This window comes from Marinobacter adhaerens HP15, assembly GCF_000166295.1.
In the GTDB taxonomy this organism is placed as follows: domain Bacteria; phylum Pseudomonadota; class Gammaproteobacteria; order Pseudomonadales; family Oleiphilaceae; genus Marinobacter; species Marinobacter adhaerens.
Map to the genome: position 1 here is coordinate 1964665 of NC_017506.1, position 15420 is coordinate 1980084.

Genomic DNA, 15420 nt, shown 5'->3' on the forward strand with positions numbered 1-15420 from the left:
CTTCTATCGGCGGCGAACCACCACGCTGCCGATGGAATAACCTGCCCCGAAAGAACAGATTACCCCCAGATCACCACTGACAAGGTCATCCTTGTTTTTGTGGAAGGCGATGATCGAACCGGCGGAGCTGGTGTTTGCGTACTCATCCAGAATGACCGGGGCCTCTTCTTCGGTGGCATCCCGACCCAGTACCTTGCGCGCTATCAGCTGATTCATGTTCAGGTTGGCCTGGTGCAGCCACATGCGACGGAGATCATCCGGGGCAAGCGAAAGGCTTTGCAGCTGTTTCTGGATTGTCTCGGCAACCAGTGGCGACACTTCTTTGAATACCTTACGGCCTTGCTGAACGAAGAGCTTGTCCGGTTTGCCGACACCGGATTCGTCGGCGCGGTTCAGAAACCCGAAATTGTTCCGGATGTTATTCGAGAATTTGGTTTTAAGACTGGTACCGAGGATCTCGAAGCCCTGGCCCTCACGAGTATCTTCTTCTCGCTCAACCAGAATAGCCGTACAGGCGTCACCGAAAATAAAATGACTGTCCCGATCGCGGAAGTTCAGGTGGCCCGAACAGATTTCCGGGCTGACCACCAGAACGGCACGGGCACTGCCATTCTCGACAGAATTAACGGCGGCCTGGAGCCCAAACGTAGCGGAGCTGCAGGCTACGTTCATATCATAGGCAAACCCGTCGATACCCAACGCCTCCTGGACCTCGATAGAAACGGCTGGGTAGGCTCGCTGCAGATTAGAGCAGGCAACAATCACCGCATCAACATCCTCAGCCGACTTGCCCGCTTGTTCCAGCGCCTCACGGCAGGCCGTCACGGCCATATCGCATTGAACCGAGGGCTCTTCGTTGCTGCGATCCGGGATGTAGGGTTTCATGCGGTTGGGATCGAGAATGCCATCCTTGTCGATGACATGGCGACGCTTGATGCCCGACGCTTTTTCGATGAACGAAGAGGAGGAAGGCTGCAGTGGCGTTACATCGCCGCTGGCGATGGCGTCTGCGTTCTCGGCGTTGAACAGTTCAACATACTGGTTAAAGGCTTCGACCAGTTCGTCATTACTAATGGTTGCTGGCGGTGTGTAGAGACCGGTCCCGCTAATAACGGCTTTAATCACGCTAACCCCACGTCATAATTGTGAAAACGGGACACCAGACATCCCGTTTTGTTAATTCGTTGACCTACTGCCGGAAATACTAACACAGTATCGGGGTTTTGCCCGTCGGGTATCAGTCATGGGCACCGGATTGGTGCGCCCGTTACTGCCTCAGACCTTCGTTTTCTCCCACTGCCGGTCCAATCGTTTTACAGACACAGTCATCGCCGTGCCCAGTTGCTGTGCAAAAAACGACACCCGGAATTCTTCCAGCATCCAGCGGTACAGCACCAGCTCGGGGTCTCGAACACCCTGCCGCTGCTGTTCGTCCCGCTTGACAGCATACCGGGACCAGAGCGGCTCAATGGTGTGGAGAAATTCCCGTTCCCGGCCCATTTCCCGGGGCATCTTCTCCAGCCGAACCAGAGCCGCCTCAAAATAGCGCCCGAATTCCGCCAGCCACTCAGGCGGCGTCTCAACCAGGAATCCCGGATATATCAGGTTCTGCAGCTGAAACTTGAGATCCGCCATGCTGTTGGCCATGACCAGATTGATCTTACCTTTTAACTGTTTCGCTACCTTCTGGTAACCGGACATGGCCTGATACAGCCGTTCGTCTGCCTGCTCCAGTGCAGGAATGAAATCCCCTCGGTGAGCATCAAACACCCTGTCGAAGCCCTCTGCTGTCCTCGGAATTTCTTCCGTAAGAAAGTGCTGCATGGCGGTCGCCAACAGCAGATCGTCCAACAACACTTTCGACTGACCCACCGGAGCAAACATCAGCGCAGACTGTTTAAACCGGGGAAGCTTGCGCTCCAGATCATCAAGGGTTCGGCCAAACCGGTTTATGATCAAGCGGGCGATAGCCTTCCGAGTCGTATCTTCAGCGGTCAGCCGATCAAGACAACGGATCTGGCGTACCTGCTTACCCAGGTCCTCAAGGGCGGGATACACAGTAACCTGCATACCGCCTTTTTCTGTCTGTACCTGTTCAGGCAATGCGCCGAACTGCCATTCCGTGTACTCGCCACTCGGTTCCGTTGCCGCATCATCCTGAGTTGCCGAGGCCAGTGCCTGCTCGGCCTGACCCTCAAGTTGGTGCTGAAGATCTGCCGTTTCCCTGCTCTCTGCAATGGCGCGACCGCCGTCACCCATAACGCGAAGGTTCATCCGCAAGTGTTTTGGCAATTCGCTATCGGTCCAGGCATCAGGATCAATCTGCACGCCGGTCATGCGCCGCAACTGTTCGCCAAGCTGAAGCGTCAGCGGTTCGTTGGAAGGCTGAAGATTTTCGAGAGCGGCATCCACGAAATCCGGCACCGGCACGAAATTCCGGCGCAATGCCTTGGGCAGGGATTTCACCAGGGCAATGCACTTCTCCCTCAACAGTCCCGGCACCAGCCATTCCAGGCGACGGGACGGTATCTGCTTGAGCGCCATCAAGGGCACCTGAAGCGTAACGCCGTCCTTTTCACTGGTGGGTTCGAACTCATAGCTCAGCGGGTATCGAACACCCTCCCACTCCAGATAGTCCGGGTACAGGTCAGCGGCCTTGGCATCAACCGGGCGCTGAAGAATGTCGGATTCCGTCAGCTCAAGTTGCTTCAACTGCTCCGCCGGGAGCCCCTTCCACCAGGTCTCGAAGTGCCGGCCACTGATGATGTCTGACGGCAGGCGTTCATCATAGAAGGCCACCAGCACTTCATCGTCAACGAGCAGGTCACGCCGCCGGGTCTTCTTCTCCAGATTCTCAACCGTGTCGAGCATTTCCCTGTTACGGGCGATAAAGGGCGCCTTTGATCGGTAATCCCCCTCCACCAGGGCTCGCCGGATAAACAGATTTCGGCATTCCGCCGGATCCACCTTGGCGTAAGGAATGCGGCGCTTGGCCACGATATCGAGGCCGTAAAGGGTCACCTTTTCATAGCCCATCACCTGGGCCCGCTTCTGCTCCCAGTGGGGCTCAAAGTAGTGGTGCTTGACGATATGTCCGGCCAGGGGCTCAATCCACTCCGGTTGAATGGAGGCCACCACCCGGGCGAACACCCGACTGGTCTCCACAATCTCGGTGGCCACAATCCATTTCGGGCCAGTCTTGGCGACCTTCGAACCGGGAAAGATCAGGACTTTGCGGTTTCGTGTTGCCAGGTATTCCTTTTTCTCAACTTTCACCGCCACCTGGCCCAGGAGACCCGCCAGAATCGCCTTGTGCAGCGCTTCGTAACTGGCGGCATCCTTGTTGACCGCCAGCTTTTGTTCCCGGCAGATCAACGTGAGCTGGCGATGGATGTCCCGCCATTCCCGCATCCGCATCCAACTCAGGAAACTCTTCTGGCAGACCTTTTTGAGCTGATTCTGGGACAATTCCTGACGCTGTTCTTCGTAGAAGTTCCAGACATTCAGTAGCGTCAGAAAATCGGATTCTTTGTCATTGAAAGGCGCGTGGGCCTGATCCGCAGCCTGCTGCTTGTCCTGGGGGCGTTCCCTGGGGTCCTGAATACTCAGCCCGGCAATGATCACCAGCGTTTCCGAAAGACTCCCCAGCTCGGCGGCGGTGACCAGCATCCTGGCCAGGCGCGGGTCCAGAGGCAGCCGTGCCATGGTTCGACCAAGGCGGGTGACGCGTCGTTTGTCATCCACCGCGCCCAACTCTTCAAGGAGCTTGTAGCCGTCGTTTACCTGGCGCTTATCCGGCGCCTCAAGAAATGGGAACTGGCGAATCTCCCCCAAACCTGAAGTGGCCATCTGCAGAATGACGGACGCCAGGTTGGTTCGCAGGATTTCCGGATCGGTGTATTCCGGGCGGTTGATGAAGTCCGTCTCATCGTACAGGCGGAAACAGATGCCCGGGGCAACACGACCGCAACGCCCTGCCCTCTGGTTGGCGCTCGCCTGGGAAATTGGTTCCACCGGCAGGCGCTGGATCTTCGAGCGCACGCTGTAACGACTGATCCGGGCAACACCGGTATCGATCACGTATCGAATACCCGGCACCGTCAGCGAGGTCTCCGCCACGTTGGTGGATAACACGATCCGTCGTCCCTTGTGGGACTGGAAAACCCGATTCTGCTCGGCGTTGCTCAATCGGGAATACAGCGGAAGCACTTCGGTATGGCGCAGGTCGACGTGGCGAAGAACCTTGCTGAGGTTGCGGATCTCGCGCTCGCCGGGCAGAAAAACCAGAATATCTCCAGGCGGCTGTTTCTGGCTGCGCTCGTGCTGCTCGATTTCATCCAGGGCACCCAGCACGCCATCCGTCCACCCCTGATCCCGGTCGTCTTCATCTCCGGTCAGTGGCCGATAGCGCACGTCCACCGGATAGGTTCGGCCGCTCACCTCGATCACGGGCGCCTTGTCGAAGAACTCGCTGAAGCGCTCGACCTCAATGGTGGCCGACGTAATGATAACCTTCAGATCCGGGCGTTTGGGCAAAAGCTGGCGCAGGTAGCCCAGCAGAAAATCGATGTTGAGACTGCGCTCGTGGGCTTCGTCGATGATGATCGTATCGTAGCGGTCCAGAAACCGGTCGTGCTGAACCTCCGCCAGCAGTATACCGTCGGTCATCACCTTTACACGGGATTGCTCGGAGGTGTTATCGGTAAAACGAACCTGATACCCGATCTGCTGACCAATCTGCTCACCGATCTCCTCGGCAATACGGGCAGCCACACTGCGGGCGGCGATCCGCCGAGGCTGGGTATGACCGATCAGGCCACGAATACCACGGCCACTGTTCATGCAGATTTTGGGTATCTGGGTGGTTTTGCCAGAACCGGTCTCACCCGCAATGATCACCACCTGATGGTTTTCGATGGCCTCACGGATATCATCCACACGCTCGGAGACCGGAAGACCCTCGGGGAAGCTGGCCGGCTTGTGCAGGGCATGGCGTTGCTGAACCTTTTCAAGCCCGCGCTCCAGCCAGCTGGCCATTTTCTCCAGGTCTTTCTGGCCCGGTTTGCCCTTGGTACGGGCAACCGTTTTCACAATGCGGGCGGCTTCCTGCTGATTGCAGGCGTCCAGCTGCTCCATCATCGCTTTAACGGCGGCTTCGCCATCGGGCTTGGGTTTCGGTGTGCTCGGAGTATCGGAACGGGTGTCTGTCATTGAATTGCCGGAATAGCGCTCACTCGGATTCGATTTGGCGACAGTCTATCGGGAAAGTCGGTGTCTTAAAAACGGAAAAACCCCGCCGAAGCGGGGTTTTCCTTGATCCACTGCCAGGAAGGCTTACTTATTGTTCGCCTCGTCCCGCAGTTCACGGCGCAGGATCTTGCCCACATTTGTCTTGGGCAGCTCGTCCCGGAACTCGAATTTCTTGGGAACCTTGTAGGCGGTTAGCCGCTCGCGACAAAACTCCTTGAGCTCGTTTTCCGTGACGCCTTCAGCCGTCGGCACCAGGTAAACCTTGACCGCCTCACCACTCTTGGCATCGGGAACGCCAACCGCGGCGCACTCGACCACTTTCGGATGGCTGCTGACCACATCTTCGATCTCATTCGGGAACACGTTGAAGCCAGAGACAATGATCATGTCTTTCTTGCGATCGACAATACGGATATAGCCGTCTTCCTGAATCAGGGCAATGTCCCCGGTGCGCAGATAGCCGTCCTCGGTGAAGGACTTCTGGGTATCCTCAGGGCGCTGCCAGTAACCGCGCATAACCTGCGGGCCCTTCACGCACAGCTCGCCGGGCTCGCCAAGAGGCGTTTCATTGCCTTCTTCATCCAGAGTTTTAACCACTGTAGACGGAATCGGAAGGCCGATGGTGCCGATCTGAATGGCGCTGTGGGGGTTGAAGGTCACAACCGGGGACGTTTCGGTCATACCGAAGCCCTCGCAGATCTCACATCCAGTGACCCGCTCCCACATCTTGGCAGTGTCGCTTGTCAGCGCCATGCCGCCCGAGGACGTCAGCTTCAGGCTGCTGAAGTCCAGATCCTGGAAGTCTTCGTTGTTGCAAAGCGCGACAAAGAGCGTGTTCAGTCCCAGGAACGCGGTGAACTTGTGGTTCTTCAGCTCTTTCACAAAGCCCGGGATATCACGCGGGTTCGGAATCAGCACGTTGTGCGCGCCGGCCTCAAGCATGATGCCGCAGTTCAGGGTAAAGGAATAAATGTGGTAGAGCGGCAGCGGCGCGATAACAACCTCCTGACCTTCAACCACCATGTCTTCCATCATAGGCCGGGTCTGCAGCAGGTTGGCTACCAGGTTGCCGTGGGTCAGCATCGCGCCTTTCGCCACACCGGTCGTCCCGCCGGTGTACTGAAGCACGGCAATGTCATCCTGCTTGCACTCTACCGGGGTGAATTTTTCACGGGCGCCGGCACTCAGAACGGCAGGCAGCTTGTGGGCCTGGGGCAGATTGAACGGCGGCACCATCTTTTTGACATGCTTGACCACGGCATTCATCAGCGTGCGCTTGATTGGCGAGTGCATATCCGCGATTTCGGTAACAATCACGTGCTCGATGCCAGTGTGCGGCAACACCTTCTCGGCGTTCTCGGCCATGTTCGCGAGAACCACCAGCGCCTTGGCTCCGGAATCGTTGAACTGATGTTCCATTTCCCGCGTGGTATAAAGCGGGTTGGTATTCACTACAATCAGGCCAGCTCGCATTGCGCCAAACACAACGACCGGGTACTGGCTGACGTTCGGCATCTGCACCGCGATGCGGTCGCCAGGTTTCAGGTCTGTCTTGTTTTGCAGCCAGGCTGCAAAGTTGCGGCTCTGGGTGTCGAGGTCACGGTAAGTGAGAGTTGCACCAACAGCACTGAAAGCTGGACGGTCGGCAAATTTTTTGACCGACTGCTCGAACACATCCACCATGCTTTTGTACTTGTTCAGGTCCACCTCGCGGGGTACGCCGGCGGGGTATTTATCCTGATAGAACTGCTCAAAATCCATCACCATCTCCTGTTTGGCGCTTTTGATTGTAATGATTTACCGATGTCAGGTTGCTCAAAAAATCAACCCTACAAAAGTATCAGCCTCAAAAAAGTGGGGAGAGAATAGCAGTTTTGTAACCGATGAGGTAGTTTTCGAAACTCTTACCCGAACACCAACCAGAACACCTGTACTCAAATGACAACAGTGCGGAGCACGCGATGAGCGATACCCTTGATACCCTGGAAAATATCACCTACGACGAGCTGAACGAAGGCGATACCGCGACCTTCACACGCACCCTTACCGAGGACGAACTGGTGCTGTTTGCAGCGGTCTCCGGCGATGTAAACCCGGTACACCTGGACTCTGAATTTGCCGCAGGCTCCATGTTCAAGGAACGCATAGCCCACGGTATGTGGAGCGGCTCGTTGATTTCGGCGGCTCTGGCAACAGTGATGCCAGGCCCTGGGACGATTTACCTGGAGCAGAGTCTTTCGTTCAAGCGGCCGGTTAAACTGGACGACACCCTGACGGTTCATCTCAAAGTCCTTCGCAAGGAGCCGAAAGGCCGGGTTGTGGTGGAGTGCGACGTGCGCAATCAGAACGAACAGAAGGTGGTCATCGGTGAAGCGAAGGTGATCGCCCCGACGGAAAAGGTGTCTCTGCACAAACCGCGACTGCCGAAAATCGCCATCGAACACTGAGAATTCGAAATCGGGCAGCCATTTTTATGGCCGCCCGATCGCACGCTTCACCCGGGCAGGAAATCAATCGGGAACCTGACCTTGCGGGGCTCAACATTGTCGGCCCCGAAATTGAAGAGCCGTACCCGCATGGCAATCCGTTGCTCCAGGGTGGCATGCCCAAGCTCCGAACTGACTACCTCGCAGGCGGAAACCGAACCATCCGGCTCTATGACCAGCTCCAGCAAGACTTTGCCCTCTAGGGTCGGGTCCTGGCGGAGTTCCCTCCGATACATGGAATAGAGTGCCGTTTTCTGGGCATCGAAGACTTTCCGAATATTGCTCATTGCCCGCTCACCAGCGGACGGGGCTGTCTCGGCAGGTTTAGCAACCACTTGCCTGGTTTCTTCAACGGGGGCCGCAACTGTTTTGACCTCGTGCTCAGCCACAGCGACGGTTGTTTCAGGAGCAACCGTATCTTCAACTCCGCCACTGCCAGCGAGGACTTCCGTCGATGCCTCATTCTCTCGGGTTCGACCCGGGGCGCTGCCTTCCGTGTTGACCGAAAATTTTCGAGCCGGCGCTGGTTCGGGGGACCTGAGTGATGCCAACTTGTCCCTCATCGACAGCAGCCCCGATCTCGACGCTTTCTCCCTAGCCTGCTCGATGGTTTGCGTTGGCTTCGGCTTTGGCTCCGAAGCTACCTGAGGTTTTACCTCTGGTTCCGGAGCAGGTTCAACCTCGGCAACTTCCGGCTCCGGCTGTTCAGGCTTTTCAGGCTGCACTTCTGGTTTCGGCTCGGGCTCGGGTTCCGCCTCGGGCTTCACCGGCTCCGGTGTCACCACCGGTTGCGGCTTCTCCACCAGGCGAGCCAGCCTTGGGGGAATCGTCTCGGCTTCGCTGCGCTCGATCTCCGGCACATCCTGAGTGGGAATTAGCAACGCAGGCGGCAAAAACAGCGCCGTCACCAACAAGACGATGCCCGTAAATCGTCTACTCTCGGCCTGATCACGACTCCATGGCAGCCCTGAATCGCCCATTCGAGACCATCCGCTGTCAGCCATTTCGGACCTCCCGTTCCACAGCGAGCCGCACCTGCCGGTACTGCTCATCAACACAGGTCTGCATGACCTTGCGAAGCAATCGGTAGTCGGTGTCGCGACCCGCCATGATGGTTACGTCAAGCCCCTCCTCGGGAATTTCAGACCAGCGACTGCGACGCCAGGAAAGCTCTTCCGAAAGCCCAGTGATATAGGTATCACCAATCTCGATACCCTCCAGTCTTGCAACTTCGCTGCCCTGAACGAGAATGGCATTGCCCGTTATCTGGACTGTCAGGCTCTCAACGGCCGCCTGTTGCGCCGTGGACTTTGGCAGTGGCACGTCCGCGGTGTTCTGCATCACTTTCACATCCGACGAATTCACCATCAGGAAGAAAACCAGGATCGTGAAGATGTCCATCAGGGACACCAGGTTCAGGCCCCCAGGCTTCTTCATACGGCCGTAATGTCGACGAATTCTTTTGGCCTTGCGCGAGGTCTTCATGCGTCCTCCCCGGATTCAAGCCGGGCATTCGCCGCAAGCTTTCGGTCTGCGGGCGCATCCTTCAGCGAGACATCAGGAAACAGCTCTCCCTCAACCACGCTGGCCGCAACCACAGCCGGATAAGAACGGACCGTATCCATGGCCGTGATCAGTGTCTGGTAATCGATGTCTGGCCCGACTTCCAGAACCACATCAGTCTTCTCGGGAACCCGGTTTTTTATCTGCCGAAGGACCTGACGCAGGCCTTCGAAGTCTTGAACTGCCTCTTCTGCCGGCAACACACGGATCAAGCCGCGATCACTGTCGGCGATTTCAATACCCTCCGGAATCAAAGTAACCACGAGACGGAACTCTTCGGGCGCCGGCGTTTCCCCGGCATCCATACCGGGAAAATTCAGCTCGATCATTCGAACCTGACTGAATACCATGCCGAGCAACAGGACAGGTACCAGCACAATCATCAGATTGAGAAAGGCGGTAATATCCAGCTCAGGCGATACGCTTAACCTGCGGTGACGTCGTCTCATGCTTCAGACACAATGTTCAGCAACTTGACGCCGGCCATTTCAAAACTGTCGACAATCTCATTGGTTCGGGTCTGTAGTACCGCATGAAACATGAGCAACGGAATGGCCGACATCAGGCCGAAAGCCGTGGTATTCATGGCCACGGAAATACTTTCGGACAACAGACTGGCCTTCTGGGAAGGATCTGCCGCCGCCACCGCAGTAAACGCAGCAATCAGACCAATAATGGTTCCCAGCAGGCCGAGCAACGTCGCGATGTTGGCCAGGGTTGCCAGATATTGGGTACGCTTTTCCAGGCGCGGCAGCACTTCCATCAAGCCTTCTTCCATGGCGTACTCAATATCCTCCCTACGGCTGTTGCTCAGCAGACGGCCGATGCCCGCCCCCATGATTGAGGCAATCGCACTGTCTGAGTTTGTGGCGGCTTTCATGGCGCGCTGATAGTCCCGCTTCCTCAGCAGCGGCAGGATGCCCCGCTCAAAGGCAATCCGGTTTCGCCGCCGTACCGCAGAGAGATAGAAGAACCGCTCCAGAGTAATCGCCAACCCCAATGCCAGGACAATGGCGATGGGGTACATGAAGGGCCCACCTTCCTGGAAAAACGTACGATCGTGTCCAGCATGACTGTTCTCCGGTTATTGCTCGGCCAAGCCTGAGTCTCCAACAGGGCTCAGGATGAGAGGATTAAGGTTTTCACGAAACAGACGGTGACGCTCGAGGACGACTGGATCTACCGGCCGGACCAGTTCCGGCGCCTCGTCATTCAGGTCCGCCCTTGGTCGTTTTGGCAGGCTTGGGGCTTGCCAGGGCAGTATGTAGAGTACCCGCGGCTCGTCTTCGCCGAGGCTGGCGGATATACCCTCAACAGCCAGCCGGTTCGCTTCTTCCTGATCCGCCTGCGCCGGGTTGAGGAGCATTAACTGGAGGCCAACCAGCGCCAGTACGCGTAAAACGACTTTGGCAGTTTTGCGGATATCAGCCATTTATTGCAGCCTCCGTTCCAGATCCGCTATCCAGCCAGCCACCTGCTGGTCTTCTTTATCCGTCAGCTGCCGGTAGCGGTTGTAATGCTCAAGGGCAGTCTGAAGATCCAGCAAATAGAGCTCGGCAATCACCGCCAGATTAAAATGCAGCTCGGCCACATCCGGCGAATGGCTGATGCCCAGTTCCAGTAGCCTCGCCGCTTCGGCGAATCGGTACTGGTCCTTTAGAACGAGCGCCAGGTTGTTGACTGTCACCGCCCTGGTCGGATCCAGCTCCACGGCTTTTTGCCATGCATTCACTGCCGCGCCTTTGCGACCTTCTTCGAAGGCCACCCGCCCCTCCTGTTCATAACTTGCTGCCAGTTCCGGATCCTTTCCGATGGGCGTCTCCGGCTGCCGGACTTCCTGCCCGGCGCAGCCGACGAGCAACACCAGAAGCGCCGCCAGTGGCAGGCCCGTTTTCCCCGTTGAATTACACGCCATCCCTGATCTCCATAGTCCAGCCAAGCCACTTAACACTCCGCTCGTAACGTCCCGGGTGCAGCTCCGCAAGAACGCCAAGGCTGCGTCCTATCCAGGGGTCATACCCCTCGGCCGTAATCCGGCGATGGTTCTCCGTATGCAGTTGAATGGCTTTGTCTTCGAATGGGAAAGCTTCTTCCTCCAGTAACATCTGATACTGCATCGCCTCCAGTTCATTCAAATCCGCTGGAACCGCGGATGCCATCAGGTCTTTGGCCAGACCACGATAGAGTTCGGCCCGTCGGAACAGCGATTCAGACAGAACTCGCTCGCCGCCCAGAGCTTCGGCATCCAGGAATCTCTGTCGAGCCGATTCCAGCGCCTTTTGCTTGCGCGCCAGAGATTGTTCCAGCGGCTGGCTCAGTCTGATGCTGGTAAACAATGCAGCCGCACGGGCACCGAGAACCAGTGACGACCGGGAGGCCCACTCAAGGGTGTCGGCGGTGTGCCAGGTGCTGTCCAGCTCTGACTGGACCAGTACTTCCCTCCAGGCATCGGGATTGTCGCCGGCTTCTACCAGGCGATGCCGGAATGTCTGGAGCTGTTCATGTTCGGCCCCGCTCTCTGCCTTCGGAGCCGTTGCAAGGTAATCCCTGTAAAGGGCATTTCGTTCCGCTACATTCCCGGCTTGATTCAACAATTCCGCAGCCCGCAACTTCAGGCTCCATGGGTTAGCGTGATTGTCGGCGGCCTGCAATAATTCTGACGCCGCGCGGGTGGGTTCATCAGACTGAATCCAGGCATGTACCAGCTTTTCGCTGATGCCGGCAGTAAGCTCGTGCTGGGGAAAATCGGCGCGAAAACTCTGCAGGTCGCCGACGGCAGCGCCCCAGTCCGATGCTTTGAGTAAGGTGTTGGCGGCGTCGTAGCGCGCACGGATCGCAACGTCCGAACCTGGTAGCACCGAATCAACCCGTCGGAAGTGCCCAACGGCCTCTCCGAGCCTGCCACTGGATACCGCGAGCTCTGCCTGGCGATAGACGGACGTCGCCAATTGCTTCCGAATGGCTGAGACCTGCTCTTCGGTCACGTTTGCGAGCCGTTCACTTTCGGCAAGATTCAGCGCCTGGCCCCAGGCACGCTCCGCCAGGCCATAGTCGCCCTCTTCCTGGCGTATCCGGGCCATGACCTGCCATGCCGCGTATCGCTCTGCCGGAGACGCCGTGGGCGCAGTCAATACCCGCGAACCATAATCCAACGCCAGTTGGTGGTCGCCGGCGGCCAGCCACCGGGCGGCGAGATCTGCCATCAGGCCGGGAATCCGGCTATCCCCTTCGAAACGTCCACTAAAGCGGTTGGCCTCATTGGAAACATCCTTCAGTTCGGGTTGAAAGGCAGACACAGTGGTCGGCCGGTCAAGACTGTTTCTCAACAGAGCAATAGCGGCCCAGGCAGCATCGGCAGCCTCGCTGTAACCGGGCGACTCATAGGCTGCTCTGCGAAAATTCGTCAACGCTTTCGGAAAATCCCTCGCCTGCAGCCAGGCATCACCAGCAAGGCGTAGCATTTCGCCGCTCTGATCAATCCTCGGAGCCAGGTGTGCGTAATAAACCGCTGCCTCAGCAAAAGCGGATTCAGCCTTCGCCACCCGGCCCTGTTCCACCAATCGTGTGGCCAGGTCATAGTGGTAATCCGCCAACCGTTTGCTGTAACTCAGCCATTTATTCTTCTGTTCACCAGTCAGAGCGGCGTAAGCGGAATCCTGGCTGTAGCTGGCGACGAACTCCGCACGGGCATTGCGAACCTGCTCCGGATCACCAGCCGCTTGCCACACATCCACTATCTGTAACCGGAAGGCAGGCACAGCACGGTGACTGGGCGAATAGTCAATAAAGGCCTGATTGGCAGCAACACTTGCGATGGTCTCGCCCTTCACCGCGTAGTAATCGGCCAGCCGATCGAACAGGAGATGTTCCCAGTGGTGGGAACGGCTCCCATCCAGCCAGGCAATAAGGGTTTCCGTACCGCTGTTTCGGGCAGCCATCAGGGCAAGCACCCGAAACGTGTCATCGATGGTATCAACGCTCGAATCACTGACTGACCCCAGGCTCTGTGCGCTCGGCAGGAATTCATCCAGAACTCTGATAAAGGTCGCTGCGGCCCTGTTCCACGCAGACGGCCCCTGTTTGAACTGGCTCCAACCGAGCATGTATCTGGCCTTGATGCCCAGCTCTCCACCAGCGTCTGAATTAATCAGGTGCAGATAGCCGGTTTCCGCTTCTGTGTAGCGTCCGGCTGCGAAGGCGGATTCAGCCAATCGGAACCTGGCCTCTGGCACAAGAGGGGATTTCGGATATAACCCGACCAGCTGTTTCAACCTCTGGAATGAAGCATCCTGCTGCCCCGTCAGAGCATGGGCCTTGGCCATCTGGTACAGCAGCTCGTCAAGCCTCCCGCCATAGGAACCTCGCTCGAGAATAGACTCATAGCTGCTGATGGCCTCGCTGTAGACCTGTTCTTCTTCAGACGCCGACAAGCCAACGTCTGATCCTGACCGATCCCTGATGTTGCTCAGCCGGTTGAGGGCATCGATCCGAACCTCAGGCTCGTCCGATGTCCTGAACAGGCGATGGTAGCGCCGGGCCACTTCCGAAGGCGAGATCGCCGGCATCGGCCTGCTTTCAAAAGTAAGAAACACCGGTCGCATGTCCCCGATCGTCTCTCCGTCCCGCCCAAGCTCTACACGAAAGGCTTCCTGGGCTGCAGCCGGGACCACCAACATCAAGCAGAGGAACAAGCCCGCAACTGGTTTCATCATGGCTGCGTCTCCTCCAGGCTCTGAAGGGCGAGATATTCGTAAAGATGCGCAATTTGCTGTTCGGTTTTGTCCAGCGCAAAGGCCATCTGCTGATCTCTGGCTTCGACATACTCAAGTGCCAGTTTGTCCAGCGCCGACTCGCACCTTTCAAGCAACTGACGAACAGCCGATAACAACACCTCGTTTCGCCTTTCCAGCGCAAGGGCTTCACGACGCAATCGATTCAGCGTTTCCGGCTGCCGGGATCCCCTGGCCTGGACCTGTTCCAGTCTGGCCTGTGTGTCGGCCAGCGTTTTATGAAGGGAGCGAATACGGGCTTGCTGATCTGGATCGGCTTGATTGGCCAAACTCTCCAGGCTGGCACTCAGATCCTTGCCCCGCGCGGAGAGATCCATTTTGCTTTGATCGGCGAACGGGTTCTGCATGCCGGCGAGTTTGTCTTCAAGCGCTCCCCCGAACACCTGCAGATCATGACCGTGGCGATCCAGCTTTGCCGCCATGGTGCGAAGGGCCACGACTCGCCCCGCCGCCCTCTGCGCCTCCGGACCCTCCATGAAGCCCAACAGATAGGCCATTCGCGGTTGAGTCAAGGTGCGGCTGTCGGCAAGAAACCAGTCAACTCCGGTCTCCCTGGCATCTTCCAGCAGGGTTTTGTAGGCGCCCTGTTCGCGAATCTTGCCGGCAAGTTTACGAAGCGTGACCCGTTCACTCTCGAACGCAGCGTTGGCCGCAAGGTAGGCTTCTCCAGCCTGCCCGAGATAGCCGGAGAGATCGTAGCCGCGCCCCATCCCTATCCATGCGTCGGCAACTCCCGGGTAGGCCAAAGGATATTTCCTGGCTCGATGCCAGCTCTGCATAGCGGCCCGGTGATTGCCTTTTTCTGTCAGCGCCAAGCCGTGCAGGTAAAGGGCCCGCGGCGTGTTGAAACTGTCGAGATCGACCTTCTCCAGAAAGCCGATCGCTTTATCGAATTCGCCATGCTGGTAGGCAAGGTGGCCCGCACGTACCAACAGATTATTCTCCAGATTCTGGCTACGCTCGGAATCGGCGTCACCATCGGACATGGCTAACGCAACCCGCAGAGCAACCAGCGCTCTGGCCGGGTTAAGATCGGATTTCGCGTAATCACTGGCAAGATTGAGGTATCCCAGAGCCGCCCAGTAGCCCTCTTTCATACCGGCCAGGATGCGCCCGGCCTCATCGGTGCGGCCTTCGGCTCGTGCCTTCTCAGCATCTTCATAGAGCGCTTGCTGTCGTCCGTCCCCAAGATCGACGCCGACTTCTCCCGCCTGCCGGAATTGCTTGAGACCAGAAAGGACATCATCCGGCATTACCGGCGTGGCCGCCCCGGAAAAGCCGGAAACAGTCAGAGGTAACACAAACAGGAGGACCCGGAGCATCATGGCGCC

11 protein-coding genes and 1 pseudogene are annotated in these 15420 nt (G+C 57.6%); 1 reads left to right on the forward strand and 11 read right to left on the reverse strand.

The genetic code is table 11. The features are described from left to right. Positions 1-3: 3 nt before the first annotated feature. The 3 genes from HP15_RS09265 to HP15_RS09275 all read right to left on the reverse strand — a co-directional run bounded on the left by HP15_RS09265 (position 4) and on the right by HP15_RS09275 (position 7011). On the reverse strand, positions 4-1125 hold the full coding sequence (locus tag HP15_RS09265) for a beta-ketoacyl-ACP synthase III (protein ID WP_014577218.1): 1122 nt from the start codon (positions 1123-1125) through the stop codon (positions 4-6). A 150-nt stretch (positions 1126-1275) separates the two neighbouring features. Further along, positions 1276-5211 (reverse strand): ATP-dependent RNA helicase HrpA, encoded by a 3936-nt coding sequence (gene hrpA / locus HP15_RS09270; protein WP_014577219.1) that lies wholly within the window; start codon positions 5209-5211, stop codon positions 1276-1278. 123 nt (positions 5212-5334) lie between these two features. Next, entirely contained in the window at positions 5335-7011 is a 1677-nt protein-coding gene (locus HP15_RS09275) for a long-chain fatty acid--CoA ligase (protein ID WP_041645242.1), read from the reverse strand. A 200-nt stretch (positions 7012-7211) separates the two neighbouring features. Between HP15_RS09275 and HP15_RS09280 the strand changes: the two genes are divergently transcribed. Further along, a complete protein-coding gene (locus tag HP15_RS09280; protein ID WP_014577221.1) occupies positions 7212-7697 on the forward strand; it encodes a MaoC/PaaZ C-terminal domain-containing protein in 486 nt (161 codons plus the stop codon). Between the two features lie 47 nt (positions 7698-7744). On the opposite strand, the gene HP15_RS09285 is transcribed toward HP15_RS09280, so the two are convergent. The 8 genes and pseudogenes from HP15_RS09285 to HP15_RS09320 all read right to left on the reverse strand — a co-directional run bounded on the left by HP15_RS09285 (position 7745) and on the right by HP15_RS09320 (position 15414). Continuing rightward, positions 7745-8740, reverse strand: a complete 996-nt coding sequence (locus HP15_RS09285; protein ID WP_169702154.1) for an AgmX/PglI C-terminal domain-containing protein — start codon at positions 8738-8740, stop codon at positions 7745-7747. Continuing rightward, a complete protein-coding gene (locus HP15_RS09290; protein ID WP_041645243.1) occupies positions 8733-9221 on the reverse strand; it encodes an ExbD/TolR family protein in 489 nt (162 codons plus the stop codon). Before HP15_RS09290 ends, HP15_RS09285 begins: the two co-directional genes overlap by 8 nt. Further along, a complete protein-coding gene (locus tag HP15_RS09295) occupies positions 9218-9748 on the reverse strand; it encodes an ExbD/TolR family protein (RefSeq protein ID WP_041645244.1) in 531 nt (176 codons plus the stop codon). Before HP15_RS09295 ends, HP15_RS09290 begins: the two co-directional genes overlap by 4 nt. Then, positions 9745-10370 (reverse strand): annotated as a pseudogene (locus tag HP15_RS09300) (MotA/TolQ/ExbB proton channel family protein). Before HP15_RS09300 ends, HP15_RS09295 begins: the two are co-directional and overlap by 4 nt. Positions 10371-10383: 13 nt before the next feature. Continuing rightward, positions 10384-10731, reverse strand: coding sequence for a hypothetical protein (locus HP15_RS09305; RefSeq protein WP_014577226.1), 348 nt, complete (start codon positions 10729-10731; stop codon positions 10384-10386). Next, positions 10732-11214, reverse strand: coding sequence for a hypothetical protein (locus HP15_RS09310; RefSeq protein WP_014577227.1), 483 nt, complete (start codon positions 11212-11214; stop codon positions 10732-10734). Further along, on the reverse strand, positions 11204-14011 hold the full coding sequence (locus HP15_RS09315; protein WP_227499738.1) for a tetratricopeptide repeat protein: 2808 nt from the start codon (positions 14009-14011) through the stop codon (positions 11204-11206). Before HP15_RS09315 ends, HP15_RS09310 begins: the two co-directional genes overlap by 11 nt. Then, a complete protein-coding gene (locus HP15_RS09320) occupies positions 14008-15414 on the reverse strand; it encodes a tetratricopeptide repeat protein (protein WP_014577229.1) in 1407 nt (468 codons plus the stop codon). Before HP15_RS09320 ends, HP15_RS09315 begins: the two co-directional genes overlap by 4 nt. Positions 15415-15420: the final 6 nt, after the last annotated feature.